Consider the following 14,139-nt stretch of genomic DNA (forward strand, 5'->3'; position numbering starts at 1 on the left):
CCACCCGATGAGAAACACGCCCGCAATCGCAGAACTCGATCTGTACGTCTGGGAAGGCAAGGCGGACATTGTCGACCGCGTTGCCCGCTGCATGGCGAGCTTCGACGTCGAAGTGATCCGCGCCGACAATGCGGAAATCTCGCCGGAGCGCGCCGCATTGCGGCCATCGCTCGCGATCATCAGCGTGACGATGATTGAAACCGGCGCGGCGTTCCTGCGCGACTGGCAAGCCAACATCGGCATGCCGGTCGTCTGGGTCGGCGCGGCGCGCGACCACGACGCATCGCAGTATCCGCCCGACTATTCGCACATTCTGCCGCTCGACTTCACCTGCGCCGAACTGCGCGGGATGATCGGCAAGCTCGTCACGCAGCTGCGCGCGCACGCGGCCGAAACGCTGCAGCCGTCCGAACTCGTCGCGCACTCGGAGTCGATGCAGGCGCTGCTGCACGAAGTCGACACGTTCGCGGACTGCGACACCAACGTACTGCTGCACGGCGAAACCGGCGTCGGCAAGGAACGGATCGCGCAATTGCTCCACGAAAAGCATTCGCGCTATCGCAACGGCGAATTCGTGCCGGTCAACTGCGGTGCGATCCCTGACGGCCTGTTCGAATCGCTGTTCTTCGGGCATGCGAAAGGTTCGTTCACCGGCGCGGTTGTTGCGCATAAAGGCTATTTCGAACAGGCGGCGGGCGGCACGCTGTTCCTCGACGAAGTCGGTGACCTGCCGTTGTACCAGCAGGTCAAGCTGTTGCGCGTGCTCGAGGACGGCGCCGTGCTGCGGGTCGGCGCGACGACGCCGCTCAAGGTCGATTTTCGTCTCGTCGCGGCCAGCAACAAGAAGCTGCCGCAGCTCGTGAAGGACGGCCTGTTCCGCGCGGATCTTTACTATCGGCTCGCGGTGATCGAGCTGAGCATTCCGTCGCTGGAGGAGCGGGGCGCGGTCGACAAGATCGCGCTGTTCAAGTCGTTCGTCGCGGAAGTGGTGGGCGACGAGCGGCTCGCGCAGCTGTCCGATCTGCCGTACTGGCTCGCGGATGCGGTCGCGGACAGCTATTTCCCCGGCAACGTGCGCGAACTGCGCAACCTCGCGGAGCGCGTCGGCGTGACGGTGCGGCAGACGGGCGGCTGGGATGCGGCGCGGCTGCAGCGGCTGGTCGCGCATGCGCGCAACTCGGCGCAGCCGGTGCCGGCGGAAAGCGCGGCGGAAGTCTTCGTCGACCGAAGCAAGTGGGACATGAACGAGCGCAGCCGCGTGATCGCGGCGCTCGACGCAAACGGTTGGCGGCGCCAGGATACGGCGCTGCAGCTCGGCATCAGCCGTAAGGTGTTGTGGGAAAAGATGCGTAAATATCAGATATTCGACGAAGAGCCCGAGACCCGCGAAAGCGAGTAATTAATGAGATAAAATCGCGCTGAATTACAACGACACGGGCGGGAATAAAAATTCATGAGCCATATGACGGGGTTGGGGCGGGCGTGCGTGTTGCTCGCCATGATGGGAGGCGTGCAGGGCGCGTACGCGCAGGGGTTGGCAGGCAATGGGGCGCCGGCGGTACAGCAGGCGTCGGCCCCGGTGGCGGCGATTCCGGTGCTTGATCAGCAGGTTCAAACGTCAGTGCAGCCGCAGGCGGGTGAGACGACCGGGCCGAGCACGGTTGACGAGCTGCAGCGCCAGATCCAGGCGCATTCGCTGACGGAAATGCGCACCAGCTATAACGGCAGCTACGGCGCGAGCCTGCTGTTCAGCGTGAAGGACGGTGCCTATTTCGTCGCGCTGTTCCAGCAGAAGGCGTTCTGGCGCGTGATCAAGACTTACGACGAAACGCGGGCGGAAGCGGTCTATCGCGATTTCTCGCATCAGGCGGAACGGCTGGCCGTCAACGAATTGCGTGCGACGAAGCTGGAATCGCAGAAGGCACAGACGGACCGGCAGATCGCGCTCACGCAGGAGCGGGCGCGGCGTCTGCAGGCCGACATCTCCATCGCACGCGAGCAGCAGGCTGCGGTCGTGGATCGCCAGAAGAGCGTCCGCAATGAAACGGCGGCGTTGCAGGCGCAGCAGGCGGAGCTTCAGTCGCAACTGCGCGCATTGCAGCAGCAGGTGCGTTCGCTGCAGCGTGAGGCCAATGCAGGCTTGCCGGCGACGGCACACTGAGCGATCACGGTACGGCCGGTGCGGCGACATGCCGCGCCGACCCACCAGGAAAAAGGGCAAGCCGATTGGCTTGCCCTTTTGTTTTACTGGCCGTCCGGCACGATTCGCCGGCGGCGCGTGACGATCACTGGCCCGTTGCCGCCGCGTGTATCGGACTGCGACGTGTTGCCCGATGCATCACCGGCATCGCGCGGCGCGCCGTAGCCTTCACGCGGTTCGCGCGGCGCGCTGTAACCTTCGCGGGGCGCGCCATAACCCTCGCGCGGTTCGCGGGAGCCATAGCCTTCGCGCGGTTCACGGGAGCCGTAACCTTCACGCGGCTCGCGCGAGCCGTAGCCGCCGTCGCCGCGCGATTCGCGGGAGCCGCCGTGCGAGCCGTACGGGCTGTGACCGCCGCCTTCGCGGCCGCCCGGCCGACCGCCGGTACGCGGGCCGCGGGGGCCGCCGCCGCCCGGGCGCGAGCCGCCCGTATCGAGCTGGATCGTGGAAATCGCACGCTTGTAGATGCCTTGCAGACCCACGGGGGTGCGCAGCATCACCAGGTACTGGTCGAACGACTCGATACACCCCGTCAGACGAATGCCGTTGACGAGATAGATTTCAACACGCTTACGTTCCTTGCGCGCCGAATTGATGAAGTCGTTTTGCGGATGGGATTCTGCGGGATTGGCCATTGAGGTGCGGCAGGAGCCTGCGTCAGAGAATATGTTGTGCGTGTGGATGGCGTGGTCGCCCACCAGGTGTTTGGCGGGATTTTACCCTGTTCGTTCCACCCGCGCGCGGTCGTGATTGTGTCGAACCGTAACCCACTATAGACGTTCCAGCGCGTTTTCGCGATTCGGCCAAATGGCTAGCGCCGTTTCGTTACGTCGCGTTACGACTCTCGCAACGGCGTAGCACCTGGCCTGGCGCGGCCGGATTATCTTCATCGCGCGTGCCGGGCAGGCCGGCGGATCAGGGAAGGGAAACATGAGCAAGAGGGGATTGGCGGTATCGATCGGGAGTGTGGCGTTGCTCGCTTCCGCCAGTGCAATGGCGCACGTCGACCTGTCGGTCGGCATTGGCGTGCCGGTCGCACCGGTCTATGTCGAGCCGGCACCGGTCTATGTGGCGCCGCAGCCGGCGGTCGTCGCGTATCCGGGTTACGGATACGGCTACTACGGCGACGAGGACGACGACCGTTACCGGAAATGGCGCAGGCACTATTACAAGCATTGGCACAAGCACCACCACGACGATGACGACGACTGAGCGCGACATGCGGCGCGCCGTTGACGCTCAGAACGCGTAGTCCGGGTTTTTCGGGTCGAACGCGGATTCGTCGAGCGTTGCCGGCGCGATCTTCTCGATGATGATCCGCTCGAAGATCTTGCCGTCGTTGTCATAGGATTCGACGGTCCGGAAGTAGGGCGCGTGCAGGTCGAGCCCGAGCGTTTCCTTCTTCGCGTAAAACTGCGGCCGGCCGGTCGGCGTCTCGTAGGTGAGTGCGACGACGCGTACGCCGCCGATCGTCTTCGCTTCCACCTGCGTTGGCCGCTGCACGCCAGCTTCCTGGTATTTCTTCCCTTCGGTCAGGTACAGGTTCGTGATGAACTCGGTGCCGAGATCCTTCACCTGGTGATTCGACTGCGCGCGTGCGAGTGCGCCGTCGAGCGCCGTCCACAACGGAATCTTGCCAAGCAGGCCGCCAAGATGGCCGTACATCTCGTCCTTGCGCTGGGTCGTGTCGTAGATCGTCTCCTGTCCCGCATGCGCGCCGCCCGGCAGCCATTTCGCATAGACCCGCAGCGGCTCGCGGGTGGTCTTGACGAGCATGCGATCGGGCGTGTCGGACCATTTCCCGCTGATGCGTTCCTGCCGCACCATCGTGAACTGGTACGACGGATAGCCGTTGGGACCATTGCGGATATAGAGCGGCACGGCGAGCGGATCGAGCGCCTTGAACAGCGTCGTCAGCGTCGCATCGTCGAGTTGCGCGAGCGTGCCGCGCTGGGCGGCCGTGCGCAGCCAGCGCGCCTGCTGCGCGAGCGGCTCGTGCGTGACCTTCGCCAGCTCCGCCGGCAGGGCGGCCGCCTGGGTCGCGCTCGCGGCATCGGCCGTTTCCTGCGCATGCAGGCCCGGCTGCGCGAGCAACAGCATGCAGGCGACTGCGGCGGCGGTATGCGTCGCGCGGCGTTTGTTTCCCTCGTTCATCGACAGTGTCTCCCGGAGCGATGCGTCGTTCAGCCTTGTTTCGCGGCCTTGATCCTGGCGAGTTCCTCGTCGCGCAGCGCGCGGCGCAGGATCTTGCCGACGTTGGTCTGCGGCAGCGCGTCGCGGAACTCGACGAACTTCGGCATCTTGTAGCCGGTCAGGTTCTTGCGGCAGTGCGCGAGCACGTCGTCGACCGTCAGCGCCGGGTCGCGGCGCACGACGAAGACCTTGATCCGTTCGCCCTGGACTTCGTCCGGGATACCGATTGCTGCGGCTTCGCTGATGCCCGGATGCATCACCAGCACTTCCTCGATCTCGTTCGGATATACGTTGAAGCCCGAGACGAGGATCATGTCCTTCTTGCGGTCGATGAGGCGGATGAAGCCGCGCTCGTCCATCACGCCGATGTCGCCGGTGGCGAGCCAGCCGTCGGCGTCGATCACCTTCGCGGTCTCGTCGGGCCGCTGCCAGTAGCCGCGCATCACCTGCGGACCGTGCACGCACAGCTCGCCCGGCTCGCCGACGGCGGCCCAAGTGCCGTCCTCGCGGCGAAAGCGCACGAGCGTCGACGGAGCGGGCAGGCCGATGGAGCCGCTGAATTCGGCCATGTCGTTCAGGTTCACCGGATTCATCGTGACGATCGGCGAGCATTCGGTGAGCCCGTAGCCTTCGACGACCGGCCGGCCCGTGACCTCCTGAAAGCGCTCCGCGACTGCGCGCTGCATCGCCATCCCGCCCGCCATCGCGAGCTTGAGCTGCGAGAAGTCGCGCTTGCGGAATTCCTCGTTGTCGAGGAACGCGTTGTACAGCGTGTTGATGCCGGTGATCCCGGTAAACGTTTCGTTGCGGATGATCTTCATCACCATCGTCATGTCGCGCGGGTTAGCGATCAGGATGTTGCGCCCGCCGAGCCCCATGAAGATGAACGCGTTCACCGTCAGCGAATAGATGTGATAGAGCGGCAGCGGCGTCAGCACGGTCTCGACGTCGCCCGACACCTGATCGGCGATCCACGCCTTGGCCTGCAGCAGGTTCGCGATCAGGTTGCCGTGCGTGAGCATCGCGCCTTTCGCGACGCCGGTCGTGCCGCCGGTGTATTGCAGGAACGCGAGATCGTCGCGCGTCGTCGGCACCGGCTGCGGTTTGCCGCGCGCGCCGAGCGCGAGGGCGGAGCGCAGCCGGATCGCCTGCGGCAGGCTGTAGTCAGGCACCAGCTTCTTCACGTGCTTCAGCACGAAGTTGATCAGGCGTCCCTTCGCATTGAAACCGTCGGCGAGCAGGTCGCCGAGCGCGGTGACGACGATGTTCTTCACTTGCGTTTCCGGCAGCGCTTCCTGCAGCGTGCGCGCGAAGTTCTCGAACACGACGATCGTCTGCGCGCCGCTGTCCTTCAGCTGGTGCGCGAGTTCGCGCGCGGTATAGAGCGGGTTGACGTTGACGACGATCGCGCCGGCCTTCAGCGTGCCGAACAGGGCGACCGGGTACTGGAACGTGTTCGGCAGCATGATCGCGACGCGGTCGCCCGGCTTCACGCCGGTGCTTTGCAGATACGACGCGAACGCTTCGACTTTCTGCGCGAGCGTGCGGTAGGTCATCGATGCGCCTGCGCTCACGTAGGCGACCCGCTCGGCGAAGCGCGTCGTGCATTCGTCGAAGAACTGCACGAGCGATGCGTATTGCGTGACGTCGATCTCGTGCGGCACGCCGGGTGGATACGACGCGTACCAGATGCCGTCGCTGTTCGGCGGGAGCTGGGCCGTTGCGGTTGCTGCGGATGAGGACATGATGTGTCTCCAATGTCGACGAGAGTTGGCGCTTTAGCGCCTTACTCTCGTCCCATGCTTCGCGGTCGACGAGAGTTGGCGCTTTAGCGCTTGCTCTCGCCCCATGCTTCGCGGTCGACGAGAGTTGGCGCTTTAGCGCTTACTCTCACCCCATGCTTTTCGTCGACGAAAGCCGGCCAGCCTTGGCTCCCGCCGCATGACATTCGTACGGCCCGGGCCGGCGCATCAACGCCGGTCCGGGCCGCCCAAATCGTGAATCGCCGCCTGCGCGGCGTGACGCAATCAGCTCGCCGAATGTGCGGTCGCCGTATCGGCCGCGGCCGTACCCGGCGGCAGCCCGAAGGCTTCGCTCGCGCCCGCATCGTCGAGCACGGCCGCGAAGATCGACAACTGCGTGCTGTCGGGCATCGGCGCCTTCAGCGCGGCGACGATCAGCGAGGACAGCCGCGCGATCATCTGCACGTCGTTCATCGTGCGGCGTTGCGAGAATTCGTCGATCAGGCTTTCGGTTTCGGCACCGGCCAGCGCGCCGGACAGCGCGCCGATCGCGAAGTGCAGCCGCCAGCCGAGTTCCGTGCGCGGCAGATGCGGCAGCGCGCGCTGGAACGCATCGAAGAAGCGGCCCGCGACGCTCGCATAGTGCGCGGTCAGGAAGTTGCGCACGAACGGCGACGGGTCGGTGTACGCGCGGCCGATCAAGCGAAGGAACGCGGGGCCGCCGCGATCGGGGTCGCGCGACGCCTTCAGCGCCGGAATGAACATCGCGCCGAGCACGTGCTCGCAGGTGATGTGCGCACCGAGTTGCGCATCGAAGCGGTCGAGGATGCCGAGGCGCTCCTGGTTGAGCTGATCGAGCCGACGCGACAGCATCGCGTGGATCAACGCTTCCTTGCTGCCGAAGTGGTAGTTGACCGCGGCGAGGTTTACCGCCGCGCGCGACGTGATCTGCCGCATCGACATCGCTTCGAAGCCATGCTCGATGAACAGGTCCTCGGCCGCATCGAGAATGCGCGCCTTCGTTCCGCCAGCCTGCCGACTGCCGGGTGCCCGCGTCCCGGACGACCGTCCCGCGGACGATCGCCCCTCCTGACTTACTGCCATGTCCCGCCTCCCAATGCCGGTCGCGCGGCCGCGAACAGGTGATTTGATTATGTAATTCAAACAGCCGTTTTTATTAAGATAAAAAAACGCAGGCGGCGCGGGCAAGCAGGGAATCTGGACAAATTCCTCTAGTTCGATGTGCAGATGCGGAATACATCGCGTGCGGCCCCGGCGGGACGGGGCACACGCGATGATGCAATGCGGCAACGCGCGGGTTCAGCCGACGGTGGTACGCGTATTGACCGATTGCGTCATGTCGATGCCGCGCCGTTCGCGGCTGAACACGATCAGCACGGCGATCACGACGGCGACGATGCCGGCGACGAGCGCGAGGGCAAAACTGTAGTTGTTGCCTTGCGAAACCGCGAGCGACGCCTGCATCGTCGCGTTACCCGACGCCAGCAGATTGCCGAGCTGGTAGACGACGCCGGGGAAGGTCGCGCGGATCTCGTCGGGCGAGATCTCGTTCAGGTGGACGGGGATCACGCCCCACGCACCCTGTACCGAGATCTGCATCAGGAACGCGCCGGCGGCGAGCGCGACCGGGCCGCTCGAGAACGCCCACAGCGGCAGCACCGGCAGCGCGATCAGCGCGGCGATGAAGATCGCGCGCCGGCGGCCGATCCGCTCCGAGATCGCGCCGAACGACAGGCCGCCGACGATCGCACCGAGGTTCAGCACGATCGTGATCCACGACACGGTGTGCGGATCGAAGTGATGCTGTTCGCGCAGGAAGGTCGGGTAGAGATCCTGCGTGCCGTGCGAGAAGAAGTTGAACGCGGTCATCAGCACGATCGCGTAGATCGTGAGCTTCCAGTTCTGCTGCAGCGTGGCGCCGAGGCTCGGCCGCGAACGCTTTTCCATCTGCTTCCAGGCCGGCGACTCGGGCACGTGCGCCCGCACGTACAGCACGAGCAGCGCGGGCAGCACGCCGACCATGAACATCCCGCGCCAGCCGATGTATTGGTAGAGCAGGCCGAACACGACGGACGCGAGCAGATAGCCGCTCGGATAACCGGCCTGCAGCAAGCCCGACACGAAGCCGCGCGCATGGGTCGGCACGGTTTCCATCGTCAGCGCGGAGCCGACGCCCCATTCGCCGCCCATCGCGATGCCGAACAGCGCGCGCAGCACCAGCAGCGCGGTCAGGCTCGGCGCGAAGCCCGATGCGAGTTCGAACAGCGAATAGCACGCGATGTTGACCATCAGCGTCGGGCGGCGGCCGAAGCGATCGGCGAGCCGGCCGAAGATCAGCGCACCGATCGGGCGCATCGCGAGCGTCAGCGTGAGCGCGAACGCGACGGCGGGGATCGTCGACGCGAATTCGGCGGCGATGTCCTTCAGCACGAAGACCATCAGGAAAAAGTCGAATGCGTCGAGCGTCCACCCGAGGTAGGCGGCGATCGTGACGTTGCGTTGTTCGCGGGTCCAGCTCATGTCCGAGGTCTCCTCGTTGGCTTGCGCTCACGATCTGAAGGCGGATGCCGGCCCGGCTGGCGCGCGGCGCGGGGGCATGGACCGAGTGTAGGCCGCGACGCCGTCCGATGTGGGGCGCGATAACCGTGAATCGGGAATAATCCCTACGAAATGATCTGTTGAGCAAGCGGAAACAACGGCGTGCGAGACAAGCGTCAGGCGTCTGTATCCTTCCGGAAGGCTTTTTGTAGCAGTTATGTAATGCGTGATGCGCACGATGCGCATCGCCCCCGAATCAGGAGTCCCGATGACCGAACCTTCCGTAGCCGCATTGCCCGTCCTGGAGACCGAGCGGTTGTGGCTGCGCCCGCGCGTGCTGGCCGATCTCGACGCGAGCATCGAGATGGATCGCGATCCGGAGGTCACGCGCTACATCGCGGGCCCGTGGCACGACCCGGACGAACATCGCCGCTTCGTCACGCACCGGATCGCGCGCGACTATCCGCCGGGCCTCGGCTACTGGTCGATCTTCGAGAAGGCCGCGCCCGGCACGTTCATCGGCTGGATCCTGCTGATTCCCGACTATGCGGACGGCGCGCGCGACGTCGAGATCGGCTGGCGGCTGGTGCGCGCGGCGTGGGGGCGCGGCATCGCGTGCGAAGCCGCCGCGGCCGTCGTGCGTCATGCGTTCGACACCGTGCGGCTGCCGCGCGTGATCGCCGATATCGCCGAGGCGAACACGGGCTCGCTGAACGTCGCCCGCAAGCTCGGGATGCGGCGCGTGAGCGTCGTGCACGACGGGATTCCCTACGTGCGTCATCGTCTCGAGCGCGACGACCTGCGAGCCTGACGCGGTGACGTGACGTGACGTGACGTGACGCGGCAGCGACGCCGGTTGTCAGAGAAGGTCAAGCGCATGCCGATCCTGATCGCGAGGTATTAGCAGTTCGCACGATCAGGAGTATCGTTGCCGGAAATTCCCAACATGGGGTACGACCATGGCACTCGGCAACGACGTTCATCTCATTCCCGTCCGGCTCGACGCATTACGTCCGACACAAATGACGGTCGGCTATCGCGAAGTGAAAGCGAAGCGCAGGCACTGGAAAGCGCTCGACAAGCGTGCGCGCAAGGCCGCGATCGACTCTCACTGGTTTCCGGCCGTCCTCGGCCCGGGCGGCCTTTACTACATCACCGATCATCACCATCTCGGCCTCGCGCTGATCGAGGAAGGGCAGACGCGCGTGAACGCGATGCTGCTGAAGGATCTGTCCTGGCTCGAGGACACGATCTTCTGGCGGATGATGGAGCACAACCAGTGGGTGCATCCGTTCGGTTCGGACGGCTCGCGTCGCGACTACGCGAATCTGCCGAAGGTACTGACGGGGCTCGAGGACGATCCGTACCGCAGCCTCGCGGGCGAACTGCGCACGGCGGGCGGCTATGCGAAGGATGCGACGCCGTTCAGCGAATTCCTGTGGGCCGACTACCTGCGCCAGCACGTGACGCTCGACCAGATCCGCAAGAACTTCTCGAAGGCGCTGGACGTCTCGCTGCGCCGCGCACACGACCAGGACGCGCGCTATCTGCCCGGCTGGTCGGGTGTCATCGCTGCCAAACCCTGACATGCGCACGGCGCCTACCGCCTCATGACGACCGCCTCGCCCCGTCCGGATGCCGGCCCGCAGCATCCCGAGCATTTCGCCGCACTCGATGCGGCAACGCCGCCGCCCACGCGGCGCATCGGCCTTGACGCGCTCGCCGGTCTGTCGATCGCCGGGCTGCTGATTCCCGAGGCGGTCGCATATGCGGGGCTCGCCAACCTGCCGCCGCAGGCCGGTCTGATCGCACTGCTGTCGGGGCTCGTGGTGTATGCGCTGACCGGCAGCAGCCGCTTTGCAATTGTGTCGTCGACCTCGTCGTCGGCGGCCGTGCTCGCGGCGACCGTGCTGGCCGAATCGGGGATGGCGCTCGCCGCGCAACTCGCGCTGGCGGCCGCACTCGTCGCGATGACCGGCGTGCTGTTCATCCTGGCGGGCGCGGCACGGCTCGGCGGCATGTCGGATTTCGTCGCGCGGCCAGTGCTGCGCGGGTTCACATTCGGGCTCGCGCTGACGATCGTCCTCAAGCAACTGCCGAAGATCCTCGCGATTTCCGTGCAGCACAGCGATGCGCCGCATGTCGCGCTCGACCTCGTCGCCGGTGCGCCGCATGCGAACCTCGCGAGCGTCGCGCTCGGCGGGAGCGCGCTCGCGCTGCTGTTCCTGCTCGGGCGCAGCAAGCGGGTACCGGCCACGCTCGTCGTGATCGTGCTGTCGATCGCGGCCGGCTATATGGTCGAATGGCAGCGCTACGGGATCGCGATCGTGGGCCACATCGATTTCCAGCACCTCGAATTCGGCCTGCCGCAACTCGACCGCAACGCATGGATGCAGACGGTCGAGCTTGCTTTCGCGCTGATGCTGATCCTGTATGCGGAGTCGTACGGATCGATCCGCAACTTCGCGCTGAAGCACGGCGACAGCGTGTCACCAAACCGCGACCTCGTCGCGATCGGCTGCGCGAACCTCGTGTCGGGGCTGCTGCACGGGATGCCGGTCGGCGCCGGCTATTCGGCGACGTCGGCGAATGAGGCGGCCGGCGCGCAATCGCGTTTCTCGAGCCTGTGGGCGGCCGGCGTGGTCGCGCTGATCGTGTGGCTGCTGCTGCCGCAACTCGCGCGCACGCCGGAGCCCGTGCTCGCGGCGATCGTGATCTTCGCGGTCAGCCATTCGCTGCATCCGTCGGTGTTCCGGCCGTACTGGGTCTGGCATCGCGACCGGCTCGTCGTGGTCGCCGCGATGCTCGCCGTGCTCGTGCTCGGCGTGCTGCACGGGCTGCTCGCGGCCATCGGCGTGAGCCTGCTGCTGACGCTGCGCAAGTTGTCGGAGCCGAACGTCAGCGTGCTCGGCCGGCTGCGCGACGGGCACGACTTCGTCGCCGTCGCGAATCACGCCGATGCGAAGCCGATACCCGGTGTGCTGATCGTGCGGCCCGAGGCGCAGCTGTTCTTCGCGAACGCCGACCGGATGCTCAATCGCGTGCGCGCGCTGATGAAGGCCGCGCCCGATACGCATACCGTGATGCTGAGTCTCGAGGAAACGCCGGACGTCGATGGCACGACGATCGAGTCGTTGCGCACGTTCGCGGCCGAATGCGCGGCACGCGGGCTGCAGTTCGCGATCGTGCGGCTCAAGGAGCACGCGCTGCATGCGCTGAGTCGCGCGACCGACGATACGCTGCGTGACGAAGCGATGTCGGAGCTGAGCGTCGACGAGAGCCTGCAACTGCTGCAGGCGCACGGCAATGCCGGGAAGGCAGGCGCGTGAGCCTGCGGGGCACACGCGCGGGCTAGCTCCGGAGCCGCCTAGTGCGATAGTGCGGTGTCGGCCGGTTCGGCGCTCGCGCGGCTGGCCACGACGTCGGCGACTTCGGCAGCCGTCGGCGCATACGCGCCCGCATGCGCGCAGGCGACCGCCGCGCAGGCTGCCGCGTAGCGCAGATGGTCGGCGGCCGATGCGCCGGGATGCATGAGTTGGCTGGCGAGCCAGCCGCCGATGCTGGCGTCGCCGCAGCCGACGGTGTCGGCGACCTCGGTCGCGAACGCCGGCTGGAACAGCGCGGTGTCGCGGTGCAGGAGCTGCATGCCCGCGGCGCCGCGCGTGACGAGCACGGTCGCATCGGGCGCCCAGGCGCGCAATTGCGCGAGTGCGGCGGCTTCGTCGAGTTCGGGAAACAGGCCGCGCAGATCTTCATCGGATACCTTGATCCAGTCGGCGAGACCGGCCAGCGTGCGCAGCGTGTCGCGATACGACGGCGCGGCCATCGGCGCGCGATAGTTCGGGTCGAACGAGATCCGCTTGCCGGCCGCGCGGGCAGCCCGCACGAGCTCGATCAAGCGCGGCGCGAGCGGCTCGCGCACGACGCCGAGCGAGCCCACGTGCACGATCTCGGCCGCGTCGAGCGTGCCATCGGGCAGGTCGACCGGATCGAACGCGAGGTCGGCGCTGTTCTCGCCGATGAAGAAATAGTCGGGCGGCTGTTTCGACACGACCATCGCGAGCAGCGGCGGGCGATCGACCTGTTGCATGAAGCGCAGGTCGAGCCCGGCATCGGCGCTCCGGCGCATCAGTTCGTCGCCGAAGATATCGCGGCTGACCGTGCCGGCGAATGCGGTCGGCACGCCGAGCCGCGCACCGACGCGCGCGACGTTCCAGCACGAGCCGCCGGCGACGCTGCGCCAGTGCTGCGCATCGTCGCGGATGAAATCGGTCAGCGCTTCGCCGAATACGATCAGGCGGGGGAGCGTCGTCGTCATGTCGAAATCTCGTGCCGCGGCGTGTCGCGCGGCGGTGCGGCGGTTGAGGTGGACGGACGGGCAGGGCGCGCGTCGCACGCGGCGACGCGGCCCGGCGCCGCCCGGGGTCGCGGGTCGCGCAACGCGATCAGCGCGGGCTGCTCCAGCCCTTGTAGCCCTTCACGTTGTCGCGCGTGACGAGCGTCGGCTCGATCAGGATCATCGGATTGGCCGGCTTCTGCCCGTTCATGATTCCGTAGCCAACGTTGACGGCCTGCTGCGCCATCGCCCACGGATCCTGGCTCGACGACGCTTGCACGAGCGTGTTGGACTTGAGCGCCACCTCGATGTCGGGCGCGCCGTCGACCGACGTGATCACGATGTTCGGGCGGTTCAGCTGCTTCGCCGCGAGATCGCTGCCGATCGCCTGCGGGTCGTTGATCGTGAACACGCCGTCGAGCTTCGGAAAGCGCGTCAGGTAGCCCTGCATCGAGTTCATCCCGCCTTCGCGCGAGCCCTTGCCGTCCTGATCGCTCGACAGCAGCTTGATGCCCGGATTCTTCGCGAGCACCGCCTTGCAGCCGTTCACGCGATCGATCACGGCCGACACCTGCGGGCCGTTCTCGATGATCACGTTACCCTTGCCGTTGAGCTTCTTCGCGAGATAGTCGCAGGCCAGCTCGCCGGCCTTCACGTTGTTGGTCTGGACGGTCGCGTTCGCACCAGCCGCCGCGACGTCCACCGCGACGACCGTGATGCCGGCCGCCTGCGCCTTCTTCACCGCCGGCTCGATCGCCTTCGGATCGGTCGCGTTGAGCAGGATGATGTCGACGTGCGCGGAGATGAAGTTGTCGATCTGCGTGAACTGCTTGTTCAGGTCGTAGTCGGCCGACACGGCGGTCACTTTCGCGTTCGGGTTGAGCTGTTTCGCGCGCGCTTCGGCGCCTTTCACGATCGTGACGAAGTACGGGTTGCCGAGCGATCCGACCGTGACGCCGATCGATTTCAGCGGCTTGTCGGCTGCATGGGCGGCGGCAGCGCCGAATGCGAGCGTGCATGCGACGGCGGTCAGGGCGGCTTTGTGCTTGAACATGTCGTTGTGTCTCCGGATGGTCCGTTGGCGGACGGGCGCAGGAGGACCTGCCTGC

At 66.3% G+C, this 14,139-nt stretch carries 13 protein-coding genes; 6 read left to right on the forward strand and 7 right to left on the reverse strand.

The features are described 5' to 3' along the window. The first annotated feature begins 7 nt into the window (after nt 1-7). Together LMA02_RS07645 and LMA02_RS07650 are read left to right on the forward strand one after the other, a co-directional pair. The gene (locus LMA02_RS07645; protein ID WP_166721519.1) at nt 8-1,399 is read left to right on the forward strand and encodes a sigma 54-interacting transcriptional regulator; all 1,392 of its coding nucleotides are present in this window, start codon (nt 8-10) and stop codon (nt 1,397-1,399) included. Between the two features lie 54 nt (nt 1,400-1,453). Then, the gene (locus LMA02_RS07650; RefSeq protein ID WP_228907504.1) at nt 1,454-2,161 is read left to right on the forward strand and encodes a DUF2968 domain-containing protein; all 708 of its coding nucleotides are present in this window, start codon (nt 1,454-1,456) and stop codon (nt 2,159-2,161) included. An 83-nt stretch (nt 2,162-2,244) separates the two neighbouring features. Here LMA02_RS07650 and hfq read toward each other — a convergent pair whose 3' ends face one another. Next, nucleotides 2,245-2,835 carry an RNA chaperone Hfq gene (gene hfq, locus LMA02_RS07655; protein ID WP_166721569.1) on the reverse strand — a complete coding sequence of 197 codons (591 nt, stop codon included), beginning with the start codon at nt 2,833-2,835 and terminating at the stop codon, nt 2,245-2,247. Nucleotides 2,836-3,130: 295 nt separating this feature from the next. On the opposite strand from hfq, the gene LMA02_RS07660 reads away from it, so the two are divergent. Then, on the forward strand, nt 3,131-3,412 hold the full coding sequence (locus tag LMA02_RS07660) for a hypothetical protein (protein ID WP_228907505.1): 282 nt from the start codon (nt 3,131-3,133) through the stop codon (nt 3,410-3,412). A 27-nt stretch (nt 3,413-3,439) separates the two neighbouring features. On the opposite strand, the gene LMA02_RS07665 is transcribed toward LMA02_RS07660, so the two are convergent. From LMA02_RS07665 to LMA02_RS07680, 4 genes are all read right to left on the reverse strand, one after another. Then, complete coding sequence (locus LMA02_RS07665) at nt 3,440-4,354, reverse strand: DUF1571 domain-containing protein (RefSeq protein ID WP_228907506.1); 915 nt, start codon at nt 4,352-4,354, stop codon at nt 3,440-3,442. Between the two features lie 29 nt (nt 4,355-4,383). After that, entirely contained in the window at nt 4,384-6,138 is a 1,755-nt protein-coding gene (locus tag LMA02_RS07670; protein WP_228907507.1) for an AMP-binding protein, read from the reverse strand. Between the two features lie 282 nt (nt 6,139-6,420). After that, entirely contained in the window at nt 6,421-7,239 is an 819-nt protein-coding gene (locus tag LMA02_RS07675) for a TetR/AcrR family transcriptional regulator (RefSeq protein WP_228907508.1), read from the reverse strand. 216 nt (nt 7,240-7,455) lie between these two features. Next, entirely contained in the window at nt 7,456-8,676 is a 1,221-nt protein-coding gene (locus tag LMA02_RS07680; RefSeq protein WP_228907509.1) for an MFS transporter, read from the reverse strand. A gap of 286 nt (nt 8,677-8,962) precedes the next feature. Here LMA02_RS07680 and LMA02_RS07685 point away from each other — a divergent pair, with 286 nt between their 5' ends. The 3 genes from LMA02_RS07685 to LMA02_RS07695 all read left to right on the forward strand — a co-directional run bounded on the left by LMA02_RS07685 (nt 8,963) and on the right by LMA02_RS07695 (nt 12,023). After that, complete coding sequence (locus LMA02_RS07685; protein ID WP_228907510.1) at nt 8,963-9,505, forward strand: GNAT family N-acetyltransferase; 543 nt, start codon at nt 8,963-8,965, stop codon at nt 9,503-9,505. Nucleotides 9,506-9,653: 148 nt separating this feature from the next. Further along, nucleotides 9,654-10,280, forward strand: coding sequence for a ParB-like protein (locus LMA02_RS07690; protein WP_228907511.1), 627 nt, complete (start codon nt 9,654-9,656; stop codon nt 10,278-10,280). 24 nt (nt 10,281-10,304) lie between these two features. Next, nucleotides 10,305-12,023, forward strand: a complete 1,719-nt coding sequence (locus LMA02_RS07695) for a SulP family inorganic anion transporter (protein ID WP_228907512.1) — start codon at nt 10,305-10,307, stop codon at nt 12,021-12,023. Nucleotides 12,024-12,061: 38 nt separating this feature from the next. Here LMA02_RS07695 and LMA02_RS07700 read toward each other — a convergent pair whose 3' ends face one another. After that, complete coding sequence (locus LMA02_RS07700; protein WP_228907513.1) at nt 12,062-13,012, reverse strand: carbohydrate kinase family protein; 951 nt, start codon at nt 13,010-13,012, stop codon at nt 12,062-12,064. A 127-nt stretch (nt 13,013-13,139) separates the two neighbouring features. Further along, nucleotides 13,140-14,084 carry an ABC transporter substrate-binding protein gene (locus LMA02_RS07705; RefSeq protein WP_166721530.1) on the reverse strand — a complete coding sequence of 315 codons (945 nt, stop codon included), beginning with the start codon at nt 14,082-14,084 and terminating at the stop codon, nt 13,140-13,142. Nucleotides 14,085-14,139: the final 55 nt, after the last annotated feature.

The sequence above is a fragment of the Burkholderia sp. B21-005 genome, assembly GCF_020843965.1.
In the GTDB taxonomy this organism is placed as follows: Bacteria; Pseudomonadota; Gammaproteobacteria; order Burkholderiales; family Burkholderiaceae; genus Burkholderia; species Burkholderia ambifaria.